At 32.9% G+C, this 26,564-nt stretch carries 14 protein-coding genes; 11 read left to right on the forward strand and 3 right to left on the reverse strand.

Annotation, left to right across the window (positions count from 1 at the left end):
- Positions 1-91: 91 nt before the first annotated feature.
- Together WAF17_RS17970 and hisG are read left to right on the forward strand one after the other, a co-directional pair.
- Positions 92-6,286, forward strand: coding sequence for a S8 family serine peptidase (locus tag WAF17_RS17970; RefSeq protein ID WP_338762623.1), 6,195 nt, complete (start codon positions 92-94; stop codon positions 6,284-6,286).
- Between the two features lie 251 nt (positions 6,287-6,537).
- A complete protein-coding gene (gene hisG, locus WAF17_RS17975; protein ID WP_338762625.1) occupies positions 6,538-7,419 on the forward strand; it encodes an ATP phosphoribosyltransferase in 882 nt (293 codons plus the stop codon).
- A gap of 50 nt (positions 7,420-7,469) precedes the next feature.
- Here the strand turns inward: hisG and WAF17_RS17980 are convergent, their stop codons facing one another.
- The 3 genes from WAF17_RS17980 to WAF17_RS17990 all read right to left on the reverse strand — a co-directional run bounded on the left by WAF17_RS17980 (position 7,470) and on the right by WAF17_RS17990 (position 10,661).
- Positions 7,470-9,029, reverse strand: coding sequence for a SpoIIE family protein phosphatase (locus tag WAF17_RS17980; RefSeq protein WP_338762627.1), 1,560 nt, complete (start codon positions 9,027-9,029; stop codon positions 7,470-7,472).
- Positions 9,030-9,284: 255 nt separating this feature from the next.
- Positions 9,285-9,962, reverse strand: coding sequence for a porin family protein (locus WAF17_RS17985; protein WP_338762629.1), 678 nt, complete (start codon positions 9,960-9,962; stop codon positions 9,285-9,287).
- 45 nt (positions 9,963-10,007) lie between these two features.
- Positions 10,008-10,661 (reverse strand): hypothetical protein, encoded by a 654-nt coding sequence (locus WAF17_RS17990; protein WP_338762631.1) that lies wholly within the window; start codon positions 10,659-10,661, stop codon positions 10,008-10,010.
- Positions 10,662-11,196: 535 nt separating this feature from the next.
- Here WAF17_RS17990 and WAF17_RS17995 point away from each other — a divergent pair.
- The 9 genes from WAF17_RS17995 to WAF17_RS18035 all read left to right on the forward strand — a co-directional run bounded on the left by WAF17_RS17995 (position 11,197) and on the right by WAF17_RS18035 (position 26,417).
- Entirely contained in the window at positions 11,197-16,035 is a 4,839-nt protein-coding gene (locus WAF17_RS17995; protein ID WP_338762633.1) for a gliding motility-associated C-terminal domain-containing protein, read from the forward strand.
- Between the two features lie 71 nt (positions 16,036-16,106).
- Positions 16,107-17,219, forward strand: coding sequence for a PorP/SprF family type IX secretion system membrane protein (locus WAF17_RS18000; protein WP_338762635.1), 1,113 nt, complete (start codon positions 16,107-16,109; stop codon positions 17,217-17,219).
- 574 nt (positions 17,220-17,793) lie between these two features.
- The gene (locus WAF17_RS18005; protein WP_338762637.1) at positions 17,794-18,813 is read left to right on the forward strand and encodes an ion transporter; all 1,020 of its coding nucleotides are present in this window, start codon (positions 17,794-17,796) and stop codon (positions 18,811-18,813) included.
- Positions 18,814-19,146: 333 nt separating this feature from the next.
- The gene (gene phhA / locus WAF17_RS18010) at positions 19,147-19,902 is read left to right on the forward strand and encodes a phenylalanine 4-monooxygenase (RefSeq protein ID WP_338762640.1); all 756 of its coding nucleotides are present in this window, start codon (positions 19,147-19,149) and stop codon (positions 19,900-19,902) included.
- Positions 19,903-19,982: 80 nt separating this feature from the next.
- Entirely contained in the window at positions 19,983-21,074 is a 1,092-nt protein-coding gene (gene hppD / locus WAF17_RS18015) for a 4-hydroxyphenylpyruvate dioxygenase (protein WP_338762643.1), read from the forward strand.
- A gap of 280 nt (positions 21,075-21,354) precedes the next feature.
- A complete protein-coding gene (locus WAF17_RS18020) occupies positions 21,355-21,543 on the forward strand; it encodes a hypothetical protein (protein ID WP_338762645.1) in 189 nt (62 codons plus the stop codon).
- 163 nt (positions 21,544-21,706) lie between these two features.
- A complete protein-coding gene (locus WAF17_RS18025; RefSeq protein ID WP_338762647.1) occupies positions 21,707-21,880 on the forward strand; it encodes a hypothetical protein in 174 nt (57 codons plus the stop codon).
- 236 nt (positions 21,881-22,116) lie between these two features.
- Positions 22,117-23,235 (forward strand): lanthionine synthetase LanC family protein, encoded by a 1,119-nt coding sequence (locus WAF17_RS18030; RefSeq protein ID WP_338762650.1) that lies wholly within the window; start codon positions 22,117-22,119, stop codon positions 23,233-23,235.
- Between the two features lie 26 nt (positions 23,236-23,261).
- On the forward strand, positions 23,262-26,417 hold the full coding sequence (locus tag WAF17_RS18035) for a lantibiotic dehydratase (protein WP_338762653.1): 3,156 nt from the start codon (positions 23,262-23,264) through the stop codon (positions 26,415-26,417).
- Positions 26,418-26,564 lie beyond the last annotated feature (147 nt).

The following is a 26,564-nucleotide window of genomic DNA, read 5'->3' on the forward strand; positions in this document are numbered from 1 at the left end:
AATATTTTAAATTTACAAACTAGCTGCTTATTATCAATACTAGATTTACACAAATCTTACAATTTTACTTTTATTTATTTTATAGCTAATTATGAAATACAGATATTCATCCTTCTTTTCAAGAGGCTCAATTATTTCTTATCAAAAACTTGTTTTATTACTTGTTTTAGGAGTAGGAATTATGAGTTCTCAAATGCAATCAGCGATTGCACAAAACACCTCTCCTTCTTTACGTCTCAAATCTTCTACTGAAAAGTATGCTTCAAATACTCAGCAGTTTAAGGAAGATAAGAGCAGTTTTGAAGATGTGCTCTTCGGAAGTTATTATTTTATGGTAGTACAATTTTCTACTCTTCCATCACATAAAGAGCGTCAAGAATTAAAACGTAAAGGTATTGAACTGATTCAGTATTTACCAGACTTATCTTATACAGCAAAAATTAATTCTAATCTTTCTAATAATAAATTAGAATCTCTTATTTCTGATTTTAAAATTCACGCTTTTGTAAAACTCTCTGTCGAGCAAAAGACACAAGCAAGATTAGTACAAGGAGATATTCCAGAATGGGCTGTTTCTGCTCCTAATCAGGTAGAACTGAATATTATTCCTTTTGATGCTCTTAATCCTATGCTTACTTCTATGGCAATGATAAACATGGGAGGAAAATTAATCAATGAAAGCGAAGTTTCAGGAATTTTGACAGTAAGCGTTCCTCAAACGGCGATTATGCAAGTAGCTAATTTACCTTGGGTACTTTGGATAGAATCTCTCCCAGAGCCACCAAAGGAAGAAAATTATTATGGAAAGTCAGCTCACCGTTCGGCTATCTTAAACTATGGTGCTAGAGGTTTGGATGGAACAGGAGTAAACATGGGAATTTGGGACGGAGGAAACGTTGCAGACCATTTAGATTTTAGTGGAAGAGTTACACTTGTGGAAAACACATCAGATAGCGACCACGGAACACACGTAGCAGGAACAATGGCAGGGGCAGGTTTATTAAATCCTAGAAATACAGGAATGGCTCCTAATGCTCAAATTTATTCTCATAATTTTAATGGAGATATTGCTACTGAAATGCAAAATGCTATTACTAATTTTGGCATTGTAATTACTCAAAACTCTTATGGAACAGGACCTAGTTGTGCTACTGGTGACCCTTATGGTAGTAATAACGTAGGACAGGATTTATTAGTAAATAATAACCCTCAACTTGTCCATGTATTTTCGTCAGGTAACTCTCAAGGTTCATGTGCTGGTGGCTTTGGTTCTACTACAGGAAAAGCTGCCAAGAATACAATTACAGTAGGAGCTTTAAGAAATGATGATGTTATTACTACTTTTAGTAGCTTTGGCCCTCTTGAAGATGGACGTATCAAACCAGAAGTAAGTGCATTTGGTCAAGGTGTCGTTTCTACAGAACCTAATAATACATATGCTGCAAATAGTGGTACTTCAATGGCTGCACCAGGTGTTTCAGGTACGATAGCTCAACTTTACCAACGTTACCGTCAGTTGAATGCAAATGCAGACCCTATTTCTTCACTTATGAAAGCTGTGCTATCAAACAATGCTGATGATTTAGGAAATGCAGGACCTGATTATAAATACGGTTTTGGCAGAATTAATGGTTTAAAAGCTGTCAAAGCATTAGAAGGAAATAATTACGAAGTAAATACAGCAACAACAGGAGACCAAAATGATGTTACTATTGCTGTTCCTGCTGGTACGCATGAGTTGAAGGTAATGCTATGTTGGTCTGACCCAGCAGCAGCAGCAAATGCAAATCCTGCCTTGATAAATAATTTGGATTTAGAAGTATTAGATCCAACTACAAATACGTGGCTTCCTTGGACATTAGATGGAGACAACCCAAATGATGTAGCTGTTAGGGCTGTAAACAATGTAGATATTATCGAACAAGTAACTATTCCTACTCCAGCAACAGGAACATATACATTAAGAGTAAAAGGAACAGCTGTTCCATCTGGAGCAAATCAACAATATTCATTGACTTGGACAGTTACAGAGCCTTATATTGAGGTTACTTATCCATCAGCTGGAATGTCTTTAACTCCTTCTGCTACTGAACTTATTCAATGGGATATGGAAGGTGTTTCAGGGACTACATCTGTTGAATACTCTTTAGATAATGGAACTACTTGGACGGTTATTAATGGTGCTGTGGCAGCAAACACTCGTCGTTTAAGTTGGACAGTTCCAAACGTAATGACTAATGAAGCAAGGATTCGTGTTAGCTCTACAACTCCTTCTCTAAGTAACATAAGTGAAGCATTTTCAATTATTGGTGTTCCTACTGGTATTACAGGACAGCCTTGTAGTGGTTCAGCTATCTTACAATGGAGTGCAGTAACTGATGCTGATGAGTATATTATATATCAATTGAATACAACTACTGGCGTATATACTCAAATAGGAACAAGCCCAACTACTACCTTTACTGCAACAGGACTTTCAGGTCTTTCTTGGTTTAGCATTCGTGCAAGAAATACAACTTCGGGCGCAACAAGCCAACGTTCAGTAGCTTTTTCTATTACTCCTGCTGCTGGTTCGGGGGCAGATTTAGAACTATCAACAATCGTTTCTCCAGTACAAGGTTGTGATTTGAGAACAGCGACAGAAGCAATTACCATTCGTATCAAGAACTTAGATTGCTCTGCTATAACAAGTGGAACAACAATTCCAGTCTCTTATACCGTAAATGGAGGAACAGCAGTAACTGAAAACTTAGTTTTAGCTAGTGATTTGAACGGTGCAGCCAGTATAGATTATACATTTACTACTACGGTAGATATGTCTGCATCAGGTAGTTATGTTCTTACAGCATCTGTTGATTTAGCTGCAGATACCAATGGAGCAAATAATACTGTATCAAACTATAATGTTCAGAATAACCCTTCTATTAGTTCTCTACCTTATACAGAAGATTTTGAGAATCCAAACCCTGCAGAATGTTGGGATATAGTAGATGATGGAGTAGGAACTGGAACGTGGCAGTACGGAACTAACCTAGGAAGTTCTTTCTTTGGTATTCCAGATATTCCTGCTGGTAATCAATACGCAGCAACAAATGATGATGCTTGTCCTAACCCAGGTTGTGGTGATCCTTACCAATCTTGGTTGATAAGTCCAAAATTTGATTTTTCATCATATTCTCAAATTGAACTAGATTTTAGAGCTGTACTTGAAAATGACAGAGGACAGGTTCGTGTGAGTACAGATAGAATTAGCTGGACAACTATTCATACAATGGCAGATATAGCAGATGTTTGGCAAGATGTTACGTTAGATTTGAGTGCATATGCTAATGAGCCTCAAGTATGGATTGCTTTTTATTATGATGATTTGGGTGCTTGGGGATATGGCTTTGCAGTAGATGATGTAGTTGTAAGAGAAAAAGCTATTGAACTAGTTAGCTTTTTACCTGCAAACAATGCGACTAATGTAGCTACAAATACATCACTTGCTCTTACTTTCAATCGTGTTCCTACTATTGGTACTGGTTCTATTACACTTACAGGAGGAGCTACTCCGATTGTAGTGCCTGTTTCTGCTGCCAATACAACTATTACAGGAAATACAGCAACAGTAACCTTGCCTTCTTCACTAGAAGATGCTACAACTTATTCAGTAGATGTACCTAGTAGTACGTTTTCAGCCAATGGTGTAGATTTTGGAGGAATTTTACCTGCAAACTGGCAGTTCACAACTATATCAGCAGATACAGATTCACGAATTGTTGCACCTACTACTATGCCTATTTCTACTTCGATATCTTCATTAGCTACCACATCAGCTAGTGCAGTAGAAGTATTCTTTTTCAAAGTAGAAGATTTAGCAACAACAGATGCTTTGCCTACCGATGTAACTCGTGTAGATATTAGACAAGGAGCTGCAAATACAGTAACGGACTGGACAACACAATTACAAGGAGCAGAACTTTGGGCTGGTGGAAGTCAGATTACTGCAACAGCAACTATTACTGCAGACAGGATTCGCTTTACTATTCCTGCTGGAAATGCAAGTACAGCAAGTGGAGCAAATACAGATTATACCGTGAAAGTATTTTTGAATACAACAGGAATTTTAGACCAAGAAGTATTACAATTCCAAATTCCTAGTACGGGACACGAAGCACAAACTTCAGGTAACTCTTCTACTTTTGCAGCTACTTTTCCTGCTAATGTTGTATCAAATATATTTACTTTAGATGTTGTTGCGACACGTTTAGGTTTCTCAAGTGTACCAAACACAGCGATTGTTAGTTCAAACTTTGCAGTAGAAGTACAAGCTCTTGATGCAAATGGAAATATAGACCGAGCAGCAAGAACAATTTCATTATTGAGAGATGGAGGAACTGGAACTGGAACTCTTAGTGCTACTTCTGGATTAGGAAGCCGTGCTATGACAAATGGTGTATTTACTTGGACTGATTTGCAGTTTGATGCAACTGGAGAATATAGTGTAAGAGTAAATGATGATGGAAGTGCCTTTACTGATTTAAGTAGTCTTATAAATGTAGTAAATCCAGTAAACCCTATACCATCAGTAGGTTCACCAACACAGTTTGAAGCTATTGGAATAGATACTGCTCGTGTTAATCTTACTTGGGGAGCTGCTGCAAATGCGACAGGCTATAATTTATATAGACTAAATCGTTTGGTTGCTACCTTACCTGCTACTGCGCTTTCTTACAATGATAGCTTATTGACTGAAGATACTTTTTATGGATATAGACTTGAAGCATTCAATTCAGTATCGAAAAAAGAAGTAGCTACAAACGCTGTTACTTATCCTAAAGTACCAACTTTAGTGAGTAAAACAGATGCTTGTATAGGTGGAAAAGGACAAATTGTAGTAAGTAGTACGCATACAACAAGAAGTATTCTTTGGTATGATTCTGAAACAGCTACTGAGCCAATTCAAGATGATTCTTATACCTTCGAAACTGAAAACCTTACTGCTGCAAAGACATATTATGTTTCAGCAATGGGAATTCGTTATGAAAGCAAAACTAGATTAGCTGTTACTATTGATGTGAAAGAACTTCCAGTAGCAACTATTTTGGGAGATTTAGTACGCTCAACGTGTGAAAATTCATTGACACTAGAAGCTAACACAGAAAATGCTTCTTCTGATGCAATTTATACGTGGTATCTAAATGGTACAGCAATACAAAATAGCAATGCACCAACTTATCAAGCTATTAGAAGTGGAAGGTATTCATTAATAATAACACAAAATGAATGTGTTTCAGTTGTATCTTCAACAGTTCAAGTAGAAGTAGGGCAAATTGCTCCTGCTCAAATAGAGCAAGGTAGTCAAGTTTCGTTTTGTGAAACAGGTCAATTATCTGCTTTAGAAGTAGAGGGTGCAACTTACAAATGGTTACTTGATGGCAACGAAGTAGGAACAAGTTCTTCTCTTACAGTTTCTACATCAGGAAACTATACTTTGCAAGTAAGTAGAGAAACTTGTACTCAAGAAGCTCAAATTAATGTAAGTGTAGTTTCGTTTCCAACAGACATTAGTATCTCTGCTGATAAAACACAATTCTGTCAAGGAGAACAAGGTGCTATAATTTCTGTTTCAGAAGTAGAAAACGCAACTTATACTTTATTCAGAAATGGAAATAGATTAGGCGTAGCTTCTCAAAACAGAAATTTTACAGCAACTAATTCAGGAGAGTATCACGTTGAAATTTCTTTAGGAACTTGTTCATTTACTACTGATTCTGTTAGTATCGAAAGAATAAATGTTCCAGCAGCACGTATTAATTTGACAGAAGAAAGCGTTGCAACAGTAACATCTACTGGAATAATTACAGAAGTAGAGTGGAGCAAAGATGGAGAAGTGATTAGCACTTCTAGCTCTCTTTCACTTACTCTTAATGAAACAGGTAGTTATAGAGCCAAAGTTACCTATGAGACAGGTTGTCAGACTACTACTTCAAATAGTGTCTTTTATCGCAAACCAGAACCTATTACAGGAGTTGATGATGAAGAAGGAAATTGTTGTACAGTAGTTTATCCAAACCCTACAAGTTCTGAGGTTCGTTTAAAACTTGCTGCCAATCTAAAAGATGAGTTCACTCTTACATTAACTGATGGTATTGGTAGAACTCTTATTACTAAATCTATTTCAAAAGAAGAAGCTCAACAAGAAGTCCGTTTAGATTTGAGTAAATATTCTTCTGGAATATATTTTATTAATGTTGTTACGCCAAGCGAAACACTTACTTTCAAAGTAACTAAAGAGGACTAATCTTTTTAGTAAAAAAGTAATATAAAAAAGGGCAAATTCTTAATTTAAGAATTTGCCCTTTTTCTATAAAAAATAATCTATTCAAACTTATCATTAATCTTTTTTAAAAAGCTATTATTTTACTTCTGACTTTATTTTTTCGTAAGTTTGCTTTTTTTAGATTCAAAAACATCAAGGACGAACAAAGAGTAAAACCCATTACTTAAAACAAAATTACTAGGAATTACTAACTAAAACGCATAAAAAAATCTATGTCATCTAATAATACAGAAAGCTCAAATCGCTTGAAAATAGCAATACAAAAATCAGGACGTTTGAGTGAAAAATCACTTGCCTTACTCAAAGAATGTGGAATTCAAATCACTACAAGCCCAAATGCACTTCGTGCAGAAGCCTCTAATTTCCCTTTAGAAATTCTTTTTCTTAGAGATGATGATATTCCTGAATACGTACAAGATGGCGTTGCTGATGTCGGAATCATTGGTGAAAATGTAATGCTTGAAAAAGGAAAAAAATTAGAACTTGTCGATAGATTAGGTTTTGCAAAATGTCGTCTCTCTTTAGCTGTTCCTAGAGGAACTACTTACGATGATGTTTCTTTCTTTGATGGAAAAAGAATTGCTACTTCTTATCCAAAAATTTTGGCAGATTATTTCAAAGAAAAGAATGTGAATGCCGATATTCATATGATTAGTGGTTCGGTCGAAATTGCACCTAGCATTGGTCTTTCAGAAGGAGTTTGTGATATTGTAAGCTCTGGAAGTACACTTTTGAGTAACGGATTAAAAGAGGTAGAAACGGTTTTAAAGTCAGAAGCTGTTTTAGTAGCCAATCCAGACTTTAATGGCGAAAAACGCAAAAACTTTGAGAAACTTTTGTTCAGAATGCAGTCAGTAAGGCGTTCACACAAAAATAAATATATTCTTCTCAATGCTCCTAAGTCAAAATTAGATGATGTTATTTCAGTTTTACCAGGTCTGAAAAGCCCAACTATTATGCCTTTGGCTGATGATAACTGGGTTTCGATTCATACGGTAATCAATGAAGATGATTTTTGGGAGAAAATAGATGCACTACAAGAAGCTGGAGCAGAGGGAATTTTAGTTATTCCAATTGAAAAAATGATTGTATAGTTTCCTTTTTAAACCTATGAGGTTTTCAAAGCCTTATAGGTTTATTTTAATTACTCTTCCTCTTGTTTTGATTCTTCTAATATTTCTCTAAATAGCCTTTCTGATTCAGTTTCTCTTATTGTATGTAGCTCTTCAGCTATATCCGTATCTACTTTTATTCCTACAATAGTAACATCATCTATCTGTTTAGCAAAATCACACCATTCCATAAATGTCATTTTCAAACGTGTTCTCTGTTTAGACATTGGTTTTTTATGAATTTTGAAGAACAGATTTCTCAAATTTTTACTATAGAATTTTCTATTTTCATTTCCTCCAAATTGGTCTTGATAGCCATCTGTATAAAGATAAAAGGTTGTTGGAATAGAAATATCTATTTGATGAGGTGTAAATTTACTAGATGACTTAGGTTTAATCTTTGAATTACCAATACTCATTTTATCGCCTTGAATAGTTTCCATATTTCCATTCTGAATATAGGTTATTGGGTTTCTAGCTCCTGCAAAATGTAATTTTTTGGTTTCATAATTTATTTTTGCAATACTAATATCCATTCCGTCTTGGATATTCTGATTACTGGCAAAAAGAGTAGAAAAATAAACCTGCAAAGCATCCAAAATTAAGGCTGGTTCTGTTATTCCTTTTTCTAAGACAATATTATTTAATAAACTTTCTCCTATCATCGTCAGCATTGCCCCTGGAACTCCGTGACCTGTGCAATCAGCAACAACAATAATTTTTTCACCTTCTTTTTCTCTACACCAATAAAAATCTCCAGAAACAATATCTTTTGGACTAAAAAAAACCATTGCATTTTTCTCCCCAAATAAATTATCCAAGTCTAGAGGAGAAGGCAAAACGGCCTCTTGAATCCGAAGGGCGTACCTTATACTATCTGTTGTATGTTTATTAGATTGTTCTAATTGTTCTGATTGAATTTGTAGCTCTTCTGTCTGTTGTGCAAGTTCATTATTAAAAGAAATCACTTTTTCGCTCTGACTTTTTAGCTTGTCGTTTAGTTGCACTAGTTTTTTAGAAGATTCATTCGAAACATAACTGTAATACATTGTAACAATAATTACAATAACTGATACACTTACTATATTTAAAATTTCGAAAGTTAAAACTCCTGTTTCAGAAAGAGCCGATATAGGAACAGCATAATTAGTATAGATAGCCAGTCCAAGATAAAAAAGTACACAAACTCCATTGATGAGATAAGACGATACTATATTTGATTTAGAAGTAATCAATGAAGCTAAAATCGGAACAAAAAAGTAAATGTGAAAATTAGTTTCCCAACCTAATAACAATAAAGCAAAAGTAGCGTGAACAAGAATTTCCAAACTAGCAATAGTGAGTAAGAGCGTAGAATTTCTTGACGGTGCTCTATTAAAATAAAAAATACAGGCAAAAGTAAAAAGACTACCAATATTGAGATACATCATAAAATGAGCATCAAACAAAAAGAAGAGAATAAAAAATACCACATGAGCAAGAAAACCAAGAACGCCAGCTGTAGAGACGACAGCGAAATCTTTATGTTCTTCCACAGGTAAATCTAATTGATTGGGGATATCAAATAAAATAGAAAGAGGATTAAATGACATAAATTAAAGAAAAATAAGAAAAGCAGTCAAGAGTAAGGGAAATTGACTTTTTCTCTCAAGGGAAAAATTTTAATCTAAAAGTTTAGATAAAAGAGTTTAATTACAATATAGCGAAATTAATTATCAAATTAAAGACCAATTTTTATAATTTTATTTTGGGTAAAAATAAGTAAAGTCCTTATTCTTAGATTTGTACCATAAAAAAAGAGCTTGAATAATTCAAACTCTTTTTCACTTTTGTAAAAGTATTTCTTCTTAAAAGAAGAAACCAATATCTAATGAAAAGTAATCTAGTAAAGCTCTAGTATTCAAAGCATCATCTTTCTTATTAAAACGAGTAAGACCGTTGTGATAGCTAAGTCCAAAGTCTAAAGTTCCTACATTATCAATATCATATTCTACACCTGCACCTACCAAAAAATCTATACTTAAAGGCTGATAATAATCGCTTGTTTTACGATCTTCACTAGAAATACCTCCTATTTCTGTTGTTGTTTTTGAAGAAACATTCAGACCTAACTGACCTCCGAAAAGACCACGAATACGAAGCCCATCAGCAATATCTCCAGAGCGCATTTTTAGAGCTACTGGAACTTCTACAGCAGTAACTTTTGATACCGTATTATAAACCACTCCTTCATTATCATCTAATAATATAACACTCTCTGTTTCATACCCTTTTGATACAATCAGTAAGCCTGTATGAAAAGCTGCACGTTCAGAAAAATTGAAATCTGCCATCAATCCACCCGAAAATCCTAGTTTTGAACTGTTATCAAGTCCATCAATAGATTTTTTGTCTTCATCAGTTACTCGTGCATACGAAATAATTGGATTGAATTTAAGCCCTAATCGTACAGGAGATTGAGCGAGAGCTTTGGAAGAAAAGCCCATAAAAATAAAAAATACGGCTAGAAAAGTTAGTTTTCTCATAAAAATAAAAAAGTGAAAGTGATAAAATTGGTTACAAAACTCAAATTACATAAAAAAACGTTTTACATCTTGTTTGACTAATTCGAAAGTAGAAAGTGTCTGTTCAGAAAGCGTTGCAAGTTCAGATGAAGAAACAGATGGCAAAGATAGAGAAGGCAAAGAAGAGGTAGTGTCCAAAATCCTATCTTTTTGCTTTTCTATACGATGACGAATATCAATAAGTTGCTCATTGAGTGTCTCCAAAAGAAGCTCCGTTTGTATTAATGTTTGTTTTTGTTTTTCTTCAAAAGCATCTTTTAGAGCTTTTGTTTCAAATTTTTGCGACGTTTTGGCTACCTGTTTACGTACTTTATTACGTAACGACGATACAGAAAGTGTTTTGAATAAAGCAAATTGAGTTTCTAGTTTTTGGACAAAATCTTCTACAAAAATCAGAAAGTCTTCTATAAAAAATGGATTTTCTTCTATAATTGGAAGCATTAAGTCATCTAAAAAACTAGCAATTTCTAGAATTAAGGTTTGTAATTGTTGTTTTTGAGCTTCAAATTTGTCTAATGTAATTTCTTTTTTATCTTGTAATTCGGATTGAAAAGATTGGAGTGTATGCAATTTTGATTGTAGAGAGTTTTGAACACTCTTCAACATAGATTTAGAAATAGAGGTAGCAAATGAAGAATTATTTGTTTGAGAAGAATACATAAACAGAGTATTTTTGAATAAATAAATTTCGTTTTTGAGTGTCTGTGTTCTTTTTAGAGCTTGAAATTGTTTAAGAATGTGAATTTTTCCATAGAATTGGGTTTGCAAATCCAATTCTACGGAAAAATAACCCAGCCTTTGTTGGTGTTTTAGCGTAGCGACACCAATAAATAAACGTACAAAACCTATTCTTAAACAAGCTCTTAATACTGATATTTACTGCAAATTTAATGACCTTTTCACAACTTTGAAGTATTTTAAGCTCTCTTGACTTATCAAATAAGCAGAAAATAGTTACCAAAATCAAAATAAAGAATAAATAAATTGTGCTACTTTTCTGTTTTAGAACTATAAAACTGTAATTTTGTAGCTACAACTTCCGTTATACACACAAAGAACTAGTTTTATGCAAAGCAGTAATTTTGATTAAGATAGAAGTATCTTATTTAATCCAAACTTTAATTTTGCTTTTCAATTTTAGAAATTCTACGAAAAAATAACGTTTTTTTTTAATAAAACGTTTCTATCATACATTATGACTTCAATACAAATACTAAAACAATTTTTCACTAAAAATTTATTACTTAAAAAAAAGTTTCCTAATCTGAATACAGTTTGGCAAATCTTATTTTTAAGTCTTTTTATAGCAGCAATAACAGCTTTTACGTCTCCTTTCGTAAACAAAACATTCAAATCCTTTTCTTTTTCTTCAAAAACAGAAAATTCTTTTTCTCAAAACAAAGCTGTTCAAAACTATTTTCCTGCTTCGTTTTCAAACCCTTTTCTCAACCCACCTTCTAAAGCAGAAATATATCGTTTGATGTGTCTGCCTGATGATTCTTTGGCGTTAGTTGAGCTTTATAATGCTACTGATGGAGCAAACTGGACAAATCCGTGGACGCTTACAGACCCTTGGACGACTTGGGCTGGTGTAGTTTTGAATGCAAATGATAGTTGTGTCTTAGAACTCAATTTGAGTAACAGAAATTTGACAGGAACAATACCTACTTCAATGTTTGGAGGAGAAAAACTTAATCAAATTCAAGCTTTCAATTTGGCTGATAATAATCTAACAGGAGAAATACCAGCAGAGTTTAATACTTTACTTACTTTAGAAGAGTTAAATCTTAGTAACAATAATCTAACAGGAGAAATACCTGCTTCTCTAGCTGACTTGCTTTCTTTGAGGGCTTTGCAAATAGGTTTTAACTCATTAACAGGTAATTTTCCAATAGAATTGACAGATATTGCAACTCTTTCTAATCTTGAAGTAATTACCATTGATTCTAATTTTATTGAAAATGTACCTACCTTTTCAGTTAATCGCCCTATTTTGATAAACATTGCTAATAATAGGCTTAAACTAAATAGTATTGTACCAAACAATAAATCTCAATATACATTTGATTATTCACCACAAGATAGCATAGGAGATTTTAAAATAATTAATGTTCCACAAGGAGGAACTTTTAGAGATACAGTTTCAGTAAATCAAATAAACGGAACAACTACTTATCGTTGGTTTCGTGCAGCAGACTTAGTAAATGAACAAACTGATGATAGTGTTTTGGTAGTTGATAATGCAACTATTGCAGACCACGAAGGTATTTATACAGCCGAAATCACACATACAGGTGCGCCTGATATAACCTTGAATAGAAAACGTTTTTTTGTAAATGTAATTGAATGTCCGTCTAATAATTTGATTACTACACCTGACACGACTATTTGTGAGGGGCAGAACTTGCCTACACTTGTAGGTTCGGAGGCTATTTTGGGAGAGGTTTCGTTCTTTTCTTATCAATGGCAACAGACTTTAAATGGAGATACTACAAGCTGGACAGATGCCAGTAATGGAAATGTACCTAATTATGCTCTAAATAATTTTGGTCTGACACTTTCAGATACAGCCTATTTTAGAAGAATTGTAATTCCTGCGCCAAATCAAGGATGTAGCAATGATACAAGTCTGAAAGTAATGGTTGTTACGTTGCCTAATGTTACTCAAAATACGCTTTTTCCTTCGATTCAAAATGTTTGTTTAGGAGTTGTCCCAACGGATATTTATGGCTCTACTTCCGATTCTTCGGCTACAAGTTTATTGCGTTATCGTTATCAAGTATCTTTAGATTCTGGAATGACTTGGATTGATAGCCTTCAAACTCAAAATTTTGCTTTTACAGATACACTTGCTACGGCTGATACCGTTCAGTTTAGAAGAATTGTTACAGGAGCTTGTGCGCCTGATACTAGTAACGTAATTACGATTAATTCAATTCCTAGAGTTGTGGCAGATTCTATTTTTGAAAGCCAGACAATTTGTATAAATACACAACCAGATACAATTAGAGGAGATATGCCAATAGGAGGAGATAGAGTTTATAAATATATATGGCAAATAGCGACACGATTAGATACAGCAGATTGGTTGAGTGTAGATTCGACACTAAATCGTTTTGTACCACCAGTCGCAAATGATACCTTTTATGTTCGAAGAGTTGTAGAAAGTGCTTGTTTTGCAGATACAAGTAATATTGTAGATATTTTTATTTCTCCTGATTTGGGAAATGATACTTCTGCAATTACAGCTACACGAACACGTATTTGTGTAGGTGATCCAATTGCTGCAATAAATGGCACTGCTCCAGTAGCCCCAACAGGTTTTCGATATTTGTGGGAGGTTTCGTTAGATTCTTCTGTTTGGACAAGTGTAGATTCAGCTCAAAATTATATACCAAGAGATTCTCTTCTTTTTGATACTATTTTTATGCAAGTACCTGATAGCTTTTTAGTTAGGCGTTCGGTAATTGATAGTTGTAGGGCTTACCCAAGCAATGTTGTAAAACTGTTTATGATAAAGCCAATTGATAGTGCAACCAATTTAATTTCTTATGACAGCACAGGTTTTTGTGCAACAGACACTACTTTTAATTGGACAATTGATGTAACAGAGCCAACAGGAGGAACAGGAAATTATACCTATCAATGGCAAATTTCTTTCGATAGTACAAGGTGGGCAGATAGAGATGATTCCGTCCGTATTTCTGCTTTTGATTTAACAGAATCCACTTATTTTAGGCGTTTGGTCATCGATAGTTGTAGTACAGATACGAGTAATGTTGCTTTTATTCCTGTCATTAATTCTTTTGGCTTAAATGAAATTAGTGTTCCTTTTACAGATATTTGTACGACAGATTCTGCTACGATTACAATTTCAGGTACAAATCCAGAAAGTACAGGCGAATACAGTTATTTTTATCAACAATCAAGAGATACGATAGCGTGGTTTAGTAGTTCTACTTTTACGTTCAGTACAGGTACATTTACGCAATCTCAAACTTTCGTGCCTGATACACTTTTTGGAGGTTCAAATTATTTTAGGAGAGTTGTTTTGGGAGGTTGTAAAACAGATACTAGTAACCGAGTTTTTGTAAATGTAGTTTCTGCAATTAGAGATAATTCTATTTCTGAAAATTTTGCTGGACAATCACTTTGTGAAGGAGATACTGCTTGGACAATTGATGCCACCCAACCAACAGGAGGAACTTCTAGGTATAGCTATCAATGGCAAATCTCTTTCGATAGTTTGGCATGGGCAAATAGAGATGACTCTCTCAATATTTCGAATTTTGCTCTCACAGAACCCACTTATTTTAGGCGTTTGGTTATCGATAGTTGTAATACAGATACGAGTAATGTCGTCTTTATTCCTGTCGCAAAACCATTTGGAGTCAATCAAATAAATGCGCCTTTTACAGAAATTTGTATAGGCGATTCCACAACAATTACCCTCACAGGAACAGAACAAGAAAATACAGGAGAATACAAATATTTTTATGAGCAATCAAGAGATACGATTTCGTGGTTTAGCAGCTCCACTTTTACATTCAGTACAGGTAATTTTACTCAAACCCAAACTTTTGTTCCTGATACTTTATTTGGAGGTTCAAATTATTTTAGAAGAGTTATTTTAGGAGGTTGTCAGCCAGATACTAGTAACAGACTTTTAGTTAATGTAGTCTTGAATGCAAGAAATAATTTTCTTTTTGGAGGACAAACTATCTGTCAAGGAGATACAGCTTCGACAATAACAGCTACACAAGCAGTTGCAGGACAAGCAGGAAATATCATTACGCAATGGGAGGTTTCTTTTGATAGTTTAATTTGGGTTCCTACCGAAACAGATACTGTAATAGCTTATGAACCTGTTACACCTCAACGGACAACATACGTTCGAAGGAGTGTCAAGTCTGGAAACTGTCCCCCTGATTATAGTAATGTCATTAAAATAGAAGTCATTCGATTTATAGAAAATAATGAAATATCCACTCCTCAAACAACCGTTTGTGAAGGTTTTGCAGCCGATACGTTGCGAGGTACTTTTCCAACACAAGGAGGAAATGACAGTACAGCATACAGATTTATTTGGCAATCAAGAAAGCTAAATGATTCGACAGCTAACTGGCGAACTGTTGGTGGAGACCAAGATTATTTTACAGGAGCAGTCAATTTTGATACAGAATATCGTCGTCTCGTACGTGTTTCTTGTTTTAATGATACTTCAAATGTTGTTTCTATTAGAATTAACCCTACAATAAAAAATAATATCATTGATGAAGGGTTTGTAGATTGTAGCTTAGATACTTTGAGCAGATTGACTGGAACAGTTCTTTTAGATACACTTAATGACATTGGACAGTTCCGTTATCAATGGCAAAACTCAAGAAATCAAAGAAATTGGACAGATATTGCCAATACAAATACGGCTAGTTATCTTCCTACGCCAATTGATACAACTACATTTTATCGTAGGTTAGTCATCAATGATTGTTTTACAGATAGTAGTAATATTGCTGAAATTACGATTCGTCCTGCTCCAATTTTGGAAATTACGCCAGATACTACGATTAATATCGGATATGAAGTTCAATTATTTGTCAATGGCGCAATAAACTATCTTTGGACACCAGACCCAACACTGACAGGAGATTCTACTTCTACGCCAACAGTAAAACCAACTATTAGCACTATGTACACCGTACGAGCTGAGAATATTTATGGGTGTTTTACTTATGATAGTGTTTTTGTAACTGTAATAGGAACACCGAAAGTAAGAACAGTTGATGTAATTACGCCAGATGGAAACGGACTTAATGACCAACTTTATATCGAAGAGATTGAACGTTATCCAGATAATGAATTAGTAATTATCAATCGTTGGGGGCAAGAAGTATATCGTAAGAAAGGCTACAATAATGATTGGGAAGGAGCAAATGAAACAGGTGGAATCCTTCCAGCAGGAACTTATTTTTATATTATAAAATTTGAGTCTGTCAAAACCATATTGAAAGGTTCTTTTGAAATAATACGATAAGTCAGTTATCAGTAAATAGTAATCAGTTACCAGTTAAATTCCATTCTGAATGGATATTAGATAATCATTTTATGAAACAGTTAGTACATATAAATTTAAAACCTACTTTATTTTTTGTTTTAAACTTCTTTCTGATTTGCTCAATAGGTAGTTTAATTCTAGGAATAAGTAGTTTTTATAATACATCTTTGGCACAGCAAGTTCCCGTTTATAGCCAGTATTTTTCGCACCCTTTTGTACAGAATCCTGCTTGGACAGGGCGTTCTGATTATAGCTCCGTTTTTATGACCTATCGCTCTCAATGGGCAGGCTTTGAAGATGCTCCCAAAACGGTTCTTCTAACAGTAGATTTACCTTTTTATGAGTATCGTTCTGGTTTAGGTTTTTTTGTTCAACAAGATGAAATAAAAAGCACAAGTCGTACGAAAGCAATGGTTTCGTATGGTTATCATGTTTTAGGGCAATATGAAAACAGCTCAAAATTATCTTTTGGGTTAATGGGAGGGCTTGTATATAATCAAATCAATTTTGATGATTGGTATATCAGACATCCGACAGACCCTGTTTTACTCAACAATACGGGAAACTATGTGGGTTTTGAGGTGGGATTTGGCGCAAGTTATACCTTTAAAAAATACTTAGAAATAGGTCTTTCTGTTCCTCAATTATTAAATCCTGCATTTAGTCCTGAAGATGAAACAGACGATAATATTCGCCTTCAGAATCACTTTATGCTTTCTGTTCGTGGAATGATTCCTGCTGGTATGGGAGAGATTCGTCCAATGGCAGTCGTTAGGCAAGTACCAAATGTTCCTATTCAATACGAGGGTGGTTTGCAATATATGTATGATAATACTTTTTGGGTAAGTGGTGCATATCGTAGTAATTTTGCTGTGAATGTAGGTGCAGGTGTAAATTATGGACGTTTTAGCTTTGGATATATTAGAGATTTTCCGATTGGAGATATCGTAGGAGCATTTGGTAGCACCAACGAACTTATGTTAGGATATAAGTTTAATGAGATTCCAACAGCAGATTATGAAGGAAAAAGAGGCTATGGACGTGGACTTATTCGTAAGAAAAAATATCACCCTTCTCGCCCAGGTCCTCTTATGAAAAAATACCCAAAACGACCTAAGAAAAAGAAAAAACCAAAAGCAAAAGGAAAATATCGTAGATTTTAACGATAAAAACGAATTAGACAAAAGAAGTAAAAGCTTCATCAATGAGAATAGAATCTTACTCTCATTGATGAAGCTTTTTTCTGAAATAGAGTATTTTATCAAAACAATAAATCTATTTTTGATTTTCTACTAAAAATACTTTGTATTACCAAAATGAAAGTGTAAATTAGGTTAGGTTTTCGACGAAAGATAAAATTTAAGGATATAAAAACTTAATTTTATGTTTGTTGTTAGCTTTAAAGTTATTCTACAAAGTCATTTAAGAACTATAACTGGGTAAAATTACTACTAACTTTTTCTTAGTTAGGTTTATAAATCTAGTTCTAAAAGGAAAAATAACACAGCTTTTATTGATGTTTTAGTAAAATAACATCAAGTAAGCTTACGTCTGTTAATTCTATTCTTAAATTATTTATACAAAAAAATAAATTATCGAAACAATTCTATCCTATCCGTATAAATCTAGTATTTTTATTCGTTATCTCTTTGAAATAACATTGATGTAAGTTGATAAAAAATCTACACAAACTAAGAAATAAATAGTATAAGGTTTATATAAAATATATATGTATTTATGGAGTCTTCGACACTCAAAGAAAAAAAAGTTATCCAAACAAAATCACCAGTAATTAAAGTAAAAAAGAAAAATTCAAGTAGATTTTCTAGAGGAAGACGATTTGCTCAAAGTAAATGGCGTATGCGTCTTGACCGTCTTTTCTTTAAGTCAAATACTACCGAAGGAAAAGTATTTGATACTGCTTTGTTGTCTCTTATTGTACTTAGTTTGGTTGTTGTGATGATGCAAAGTGTATCTGAAATAGACCAACAATATGGAACTTATCTTTTAGCTATCGAAATGAGTGTTACGCTGCTTTTTGCTATTGAATATGTTCTCAGAGTCGCTACCTCGCACCGTCCAATGCGTTATATTCTAAGTTTTTATGGAATTATTGATTTACTTGCCTTTGTTCCAGCTATTTTTTCTTGGACGTTTGCAGGAAGTAATTTTTTCCTTCTTCTTCGTGTAACTCGTATCATCAGTATTTTTAAGGTATTGGATATGAACCAATACACAGGAGAAGCACAGATTTTGAGTCAGGCATTACGTGCTAGTCGTCATAAAATAACTGTTTTTGTAATTTTTGTAGCTACAAATGTAGTCTTACTTGGGTTTATCATGTTTTTGGTAGAAGGAAGAGAAAATCCAGGGTTTTCAAGTATTCCAAAAAGTATTTATTGGGCAATCGTAACGCTTACAACAGTAGGTTATGGAGATATTGCTCCTCAAAGTGCATTAGGAAGAGCTATTGCAGCCGTCGTTATGGTACTTGGTTATGGCGTTCTTGCTGTTCCGACAGGAATTGTATCAGCCGAAATTGCAACACAAGTAACCCACAAATCAGATGAAGATGAGTTTGAAGAAGAAGAAAAAGAGCTAAAAGAAGAGTTAGAAAAGCAAAAGATACACCTAGCAAAACAAGAAAATAATAAAAAAGAAGCAGAGAGCATAGTTGAAGAGTGTTCGCATTGTGGGGCAGAGCATCATACGGAGTTGGCTAGTTTCTGTTATAAATGTGGAAACGAATTAATTTGATTTTTTTATGCTAAAAAATATAGAGCATTTTTCTGTTTTGAAAAATGCTTTTTTGTTCGAAATAGTGATAACTTAGATATGCATTTTTCCTGTTTTTTTAGTAAATTGTAGATAGACTTTGATAGATTCTAAAAAGATTTAATTCAAGATCAAACTGTAATAATAATGATATAGTGTCTTTTGAAATATCAAAATCAAAAATAGATGGATAGTTTTTATAAAAGTAACGATTTGAAGAAGTTTATAGAGTTGTAAAAAAATCCGTATTTTTGAAGATATAACCAAATGCATATAATATAATAAAATACATAAACCTATTTAACTACCCAACCAATGACACAACAAGAACGACGAGACGAACAACTTTCTCACCAGCATTATGACAAATACACGCAAGAGAATCATGATGTTTGGAAAATTTTATATAAGCGACAAATAGAAGTGCTACCAAATCGTGCTGATGAGGCATATTGTGAGGGGATTGAAGCAACAGGTTTTACACCAAATCAAATACCTAGCTTTGAGGAAGTAAATGAAAAATTGAAAAAAATTACTGGATGGAGCTTAGTAGTAGTTCCTGGGCTTATTGATAATCAACCATTTTTCAATTACCTAAAAAATAAGCAATTTCCTGCTACTACGTGGCTTCGTACAATGGAAGAGTTGGATTATTTGGAAGAGCCAGATATGTTTCATGACGTTTTTGCACATGTTCCTCTTCTTACAAACAAGAACTTCTGTCGTTTCTTAGAAGAACTTAGTCGGATTGCACTAAAGCACATAGGAAATGAAGATTCTATTGAGTTTATTTCTCGTATCTATTGGTACACTGTGGAGTTTGGTCTTATCAATAATAATGGAGATTTAAGAATTTATGGAGCAGGTATTCTTTCTTCAGCAGGTGAATCTGTTTATTCATTAGAGAGTGATATTCCTAAGCGAGTTGCCTATGATGTAAAAGAAATTTTACATACTCCTTATATAAAAGACCGTTTTCAAGAGAAGTATTTTATTATCAATTCTTATAAAGAACTCTTTGATTCTATTCCAGAGATTGAAGAAACATTAGACAGTATGTTAGTCTCATAAGTATAAACCAAACCTATAAAGCTACTAGCTATAGTTTGTATATTCATTAATCACTAAATAACACTAAAAACGAATTAACCATGGAAGATATTCTGCCATTAAAAGGCACAGACCATATAGAATTTTATGTAGGAAATGCAAAACAAGCAGCCTATTATTATCAAGCAGCTTTTGGCTTTGAAGTAGTTGCGTATGCAGGACAAGAAACAGGTGTAAGAGACCGTTCTTCTTATGTTTTGCAGCAAGGAAAAATACGTTTCGTACTTACTTCGCCAATGACTAGCGACTCTCCAATAGCTGAACATATCAAAAAACATGGAGACGGAGTAAAAGTATTAGCTCTTTGGGTAGATGATGCCGAAAAATCTTATTATGATACAATGAGTAGAGGTGCAAAATCTGCTTTAGAACCTACTCGTTTGTCAGACGAACACGGAGAAGTGGTTGTTTCAGGAATCCATACCTATGGAGAAACAATTCATAAATTTATAGAAAGAAGAAATTATAAAGGCGCATTTATGCCAGGGTATAAGCCTAAAGAATCATTCTTTAAAGTAAAATCAACAGGTTTGAAGTTTATAGACCATTGTGTCGGAAATGTAGAGCTTGGTAAAATGAATGAATGGGTAGAGTTTTATGAAAAAGTAATGGGCTTCAATTTGCTCGTAACTTTTGATGATAAAGATATTTCTACTGAATATACAGCCTTGATGTCAAAGGTTGTTTCGAATGGAAACGGTTATGTTAAGTTTCCAATCAATGAACCTGCAGATGGACGTAAGAAATCACAAATTGAAGAATATATTGAATTCTATGAAGGTGCAGGTGTTCAGCATATTGCCATTGCAACAGATGATATTTTAGAGACCATCGAAGAGCTACGTCACCGTGGTGTAGATTTTCTTTATGTTCCAGACAACTATTACGAAGACCTTTTGGATAGAGTTGGAGACATTAAAGAAGATTTAGAAGACCTCAAAAAACTAAATATCTTAGTGGATAGAGATGATGAAGGATACTTACTTCAAATCTTTACCAAACCAACGGGCGACCGTCCGACTGTTTTCTTTGAGATTATCCAACGCCAAGGTGCAAAATCGTTTGGAAAAGGAAACTTTAAAGCCCTTTTTGAAGCTATCGAAAGAGAACAAGAATTGAGAGGTAATTTGTAATTATACAATGACTTTAACACTTTAACTAAAAAGCTCATAATTTATATTATGGGCTTTTTTTGTACCATTGAAGTGGGTTTTGTTACAGTATTTAATTTTACATGTTAGTACAGTGTACTATTTTGTGAAAATATATACAAAAAAATTTGTGTCATAGAAAAAATCTACTATATTTGTGCATTCATTGTATGGTACAATACTAATACAAAAAATAAAGGAGTATTCCGAAAATCCTTTTTAATAGAGTAGGAAAAACATATCAATTTTACTTTTCATAATTATGAAAACGAACAAAAAATTAAAACTTAACACTAAGAAAGTAGTTATTCTTTCTGACGAGCAGCAAGATTCTGTACAAGGTGGTACATTTAATACTCGTAATGCTGACTGTGTTCCTTATACCACATTATGTCCATCAAACTTAGGAGCATGTCATACACAACCTGTGGCTCCTTGGTCATGTATATAATATAATTTAATCAAGATTTCCTACAGTAACTAAAAATAGTATTAAATATTTTATTTTTTTAGATAAAAACTATTAAAGTTACAATTAGGTGCATTTAGGAGAACTCTAAAAATCCTTTTAAAAAGAGTAGGAAAATTATCAATCTTATAATTTCATATTAATAATGAAAACGAACAAAAAATTAAAACTTAACACTAAAAAAGTAGTCATCTTATCTGATGAGCAGCAAAGTAACTTAGAAGGAGGGCGCATGAAAGTATATACTGAAAAGCGTATCTATTCTTGTAGGCTTTGTAGTGAAAGAAATCAATGTCCTTTTACTGAACTACCTTGTTAAGTTAGCTATCTTACTTAACATAGTATTATTTTTTGAAAAATAGTAACTTTGCCTAATAAATAATAAAGTAATTTAGAAGGGCATATGAGAATAATTAATAAAAAGTGTGTTTATTTTTTTTAGTAAAAGAAATAAATACCTTTTTGAAGTTTAATTTGAACGCTCAACTTATCTTTCTTAAAACGGAATTTCTAAGCTGAAATTCCGTTTGTTTTTTCAATAAAAAAAACTCAAAATTGAAAACTGTATTCAATAATTTACCAAATGTTTTTTTCTCTAATTTTGGCTACTTGGGAAACCTAGGTAGTCTAAGTTTAATAGCAAACTTTGATTCAGAAAAAGCTGAACAAATGCTAACTAAATTTTACGAAAAGATAGAAGAAGCTCCTTATGTCCAACCCGATATATATGGTTTATCCAGTTTGGGTATCTTACTTAATTACTTATCTAAAGTAGATAAAAATCGCTTTGAAGAATATAATGAAGAATTTATAAATGATTTTTCAAGTGTTATTTTGGAAGCTAGTCAGGCAATGGCAGAAAGACTAGAATACGATACTTTTACAGGATTGGTATGTACACTAAATTATTTTGTTCTTACTGAGCAAATAGAAAACACACTAAAAGTAGTTGACTTACTACAAAAAGTTACTCAGCAACTTTATCAAAAAAAAGAGCTTAATAATTTAGGTCTTGCACACGGAGTTTGTGGAATCATTGCTGTTTTGGCTAAGACGATTCTTTTTTTAGAAAAGACAGAAACTACAAACGACATTTTAGTAAAATATAAAGATACATTAGAACTTATTACAAATCATGTAATGAATCAAAAAGGAGAAATTGGTAATTTCTGTTTTCCTTATACTGTGGGAGGAAAAACTAGCCGTTTAGCTTGGTGTTATGGTGATTTTTCTATTTGTATTGCCCTCACTTGGGCTGCATTAGTTTTACCTAATAAAAAGAAAATAGATAAGGTAGTACAAGCTACAATAAATAATGCTATCAATCTAAAGGATACAGACAGACTTTTTATCACAAATAAAGACACAAAAGAATATGACTTAGCACTTTGTCATGGAGTATCTGGAGTATATTTAGTTTTTAAGAGATTATATGATTTTTATCCTAGTCAAGAGTTAGCAGAAGAGATAAAAAGACTAAAAGAAGAATTACATAAAGAAGTGCAGAAAGGCATAGAAAACATTAAATTTCCTGTATCAATACAACAAGAACCATTAATTTTTGAATGGCAAACAGATTTATCATTCTTGAATGGTCTATCAGGCTTCTTGGCAGCTTATCATGATGATGAACTAGTAAAAGGTTGGGATGCTCCTCTTCTAACCGATTTTTAAAAATAGACTTTAAATTATACTTATAAATGAATTATTTTTTCTTACGCAGTCCTTTATCTCCACTTTTTTCAGAGAAACCAGCAGATGAATTGGCTATTTTTTTATCTTCTCCTAATTTTCAAAATACGGTCAAAGAATACGAAGAAGGAAAGCTAAAGGATAAAAAAGTAGAAAAATTTTCACTTTCTAAAGCAAAATATGATTTACGCTCTCGTTTTAGATGTACTCCTTTTGGGACATTTGCAGGTATTTCGGCAGGAAAACTAGCTTCAAAAAATGAAGGCTTTGTTCATCAAGGAATAAAAAAATATCATCTTTCTTTAGATATGTCTGTTTTGGGTGCGTGGATAGATAAACTTCATCAAATACAAGAGTTTTTAGAAGTGCTTACTTTTTATCCAAATAATACACTTTATCAATTTGGAGAAGACAAACGTTATATAGAATCTTATTTTGAGGGAGAAAAAGCTAGAAAATACGCTATCTCTAATATAGAATGGAATGAGTATTTAGAGCAAATTATAGAATTTGCAAAAAAAGGTAAAAAAGTAACAGAAATAGCAGAACAGTTAGTAGATGAGGATATTTCATTAGAAGAAGCAAAAGAATTTGTTTTAGAAATTATAGAAGCTCAAATTCTTGTTTCAGATATAGCTTTAAAAATTACAGGAGAACCTTTTGAAGATATTTTAAGAGATAAAATAGGGTTTTATTTAGAAAATAACCCTCAATTGCAACATATAGAAAAGTATAGTTTTATAAAAGAATCATTTTCTCTCCTTTCTGAACTAAAAGAGTATTATCAGAAAAATCAACCCAAAAGCACAGAGTTACTAGCTTTTTCTCAAAAAATAAAAAACTTAGGGATTCCCTTCAAATTAAGTTCTTTGTTCCAAATGGATACCGTCTTACAACTCGAAAATCCATCTCTTCATTATTCTATCAAAGAAGAACTAGAAAAAGCAATTGATTTACTAAAACATGTTCATTCATATAAAGAAATTTCTACTCTAACATCTTTCAAAGAAGCATTTTCTGCTCGTTATGAGTCGGCAGAAGTTCCTCTTATGCAAGTGCTTGACCCAGAAATTGGTCTTGGTTTTCCTCTAAGAAGTCAGTCAAATAATGATAATGCACCCTTACTAAAAGGAATGCCTCTTAATGGTGGCAGAAACATCCAACAACCTTCTCCTCAACAAACAAGATGGACACAATTTTTGCAGAAAAAATATATAGAAGCTCTTCAAAATAAATCTTCTTTAATTGAGCTTACCAACAAAGAATTAAAAAAAGAACTAGGTTTTATTCCTAAAAAGTATAGAAATTCTAAGCAGAATAAAAATAATAACCCAACAAAAGAAGAAAGTAAAAATTTACCACTTTCATATTCTTCCATGATTACTCTTCTAACTCCCTCCTCTGAGGCAATTGAGGAAGGAAATTATAAAATAGTTCATAAGGGAACAAATGGTTCTTCTGCTGTTACTCTACTAGGACGTTTTTGTCATGCAGATGCTCAAACAAATGAGTATGCTTTGGAGTGTATCAAGCAAGAAGAAGAACTATCAGATAAAATTTTTGCAGAAATTGTACATCTTCCTGAAGCTAGAGTAGGTAATGTGATTGCTCGTCCACAACTTAGAAAGTATGAAATTCCGATTGGAGTACGAACAGCCGAAAATGCAAATTCTATTACCTTAGATGATATTAGAGTTTCAGTTAGCAATGGAGAAATAAAATTACGTTCTATTAAGTATAACAAAGAAATTATTCCTAGAATGAGTAATGCTCATAATTATAGTATGACAGAAATTCCTGCTTATCACTTTTTGTGTACATTACAAAATCAAGATGTAATTGGTAGTTTAATGTTTAGTTGGAATCAGTTAGCAAATGAATCTTATTTGCCTAGAGTGGAATATGAGAAAGTTATTTTAAGTCCTCAAAAATGGATTATTTCTCTCAAAGAGACTAAAATAGATAAAAATGTCAGTACAGAAAAAGCTTTAGAAAAACTGAGAGTTTATTTTCAAGACAGAAGCATTCCTAATCGTCTTACTTTTGGGCAAGGAGACAATATCTTGCCTTTATTCGTTGATAATGATATTAATTTAATTCTTTTTTGGCAACAGTTAAAGAAAATGCAGCAAGTATCTATTAGTGAAATGCTCTATAATGAAGATAATTTATTTATAAAAGATGAGGAAGGAAATGGTTATACCAATGAATTTATTATTCCTCACTTATTACCTTCAACAAAGTCTGAAAGTAACTCCATATTTAATACTACTACAAATTTAGAAGCTACATTACAAAGAGAATATACTATTGGCTCTGAATGGATTTATTTCAAAATTTATTGTGGAGTAAGTACAGCAGATGAATTGTTATTACAAAGATTGTTTCCTTTAGCTGCACAATTAAAACAAGCAAATATAATTACAGAGTGGTTTTTTATTCGTTATGGCGATCCAGATCATCATTTACGTATTCGTTTTAAAGGAAAAAATGATTTTTACAAAACAGTAATTGAGAGTTTATATAAAAACCTAAATGAGTTAGTAGAAAATAAATCAGTTTGGAATATTCAAATAGATACTTACAAAAGAGAAATTGAAAGATATGGCTCTAAAAACATGATAAATAGTGAGTCTTTATTTCATAAAGAAAGCGAACTAATTTGTAGTATTTTACAAAACATAAATGAAGATGATGATTTGAGATGGAAATTAGCCTTTTTAGGTGTGGATAATTTACTTACTAATTTTGAATTAGAAATTGACCACAAAAAACGTTTGATGGAAGTTTTATCAGAAAGTTTTCACAAAGAATTTGGTTTAGAAAATGTGCATGACACAAAGATTTTATCTAAAAGTTATAGAGAAAAAAGACAAACGATTGAAGAAATTATAGAAAATCCTGCTATTTATCCAGCATACAAAGAATTATTTACTCGTCATTCATTATCTATAAAAGAAAGTGTAGATAAAGTTATTGCACTAGCTAAAAATGATGAATTAGAAATGAGCTTATCTAATTTGATAGCCAGTTATATACATATGTTTTTGAATAGATATTTTAGAGCCAACCAAAGAAAACACGAATGTATAATTTATTATATGCTGTTTCAATACTATCGATCTGCCGAAGCAAAAAATAAAGTAGCTCTTTTAGTTGATTAAAAATGGGTTAAAATGAATCAAAGAAAGAAAAATTAGCTTAGTTTTACGCATAGAATTAAACAAATCTAATTCATTAGCTGTTTTTTAGGTAACTTTTTATTTGTACTATAAAATAAATAGTTTAAAAAACGCTCATTCATTTTCATT

This window comes from Bernardetia sp. ABR2-2B (assembly GCF_037126435.1).
Classification (GTDB): Bacteria; Bacteroidota; Bacteroidia; order Cytophagales; family Bernardetiaceae; genus Bernardetia.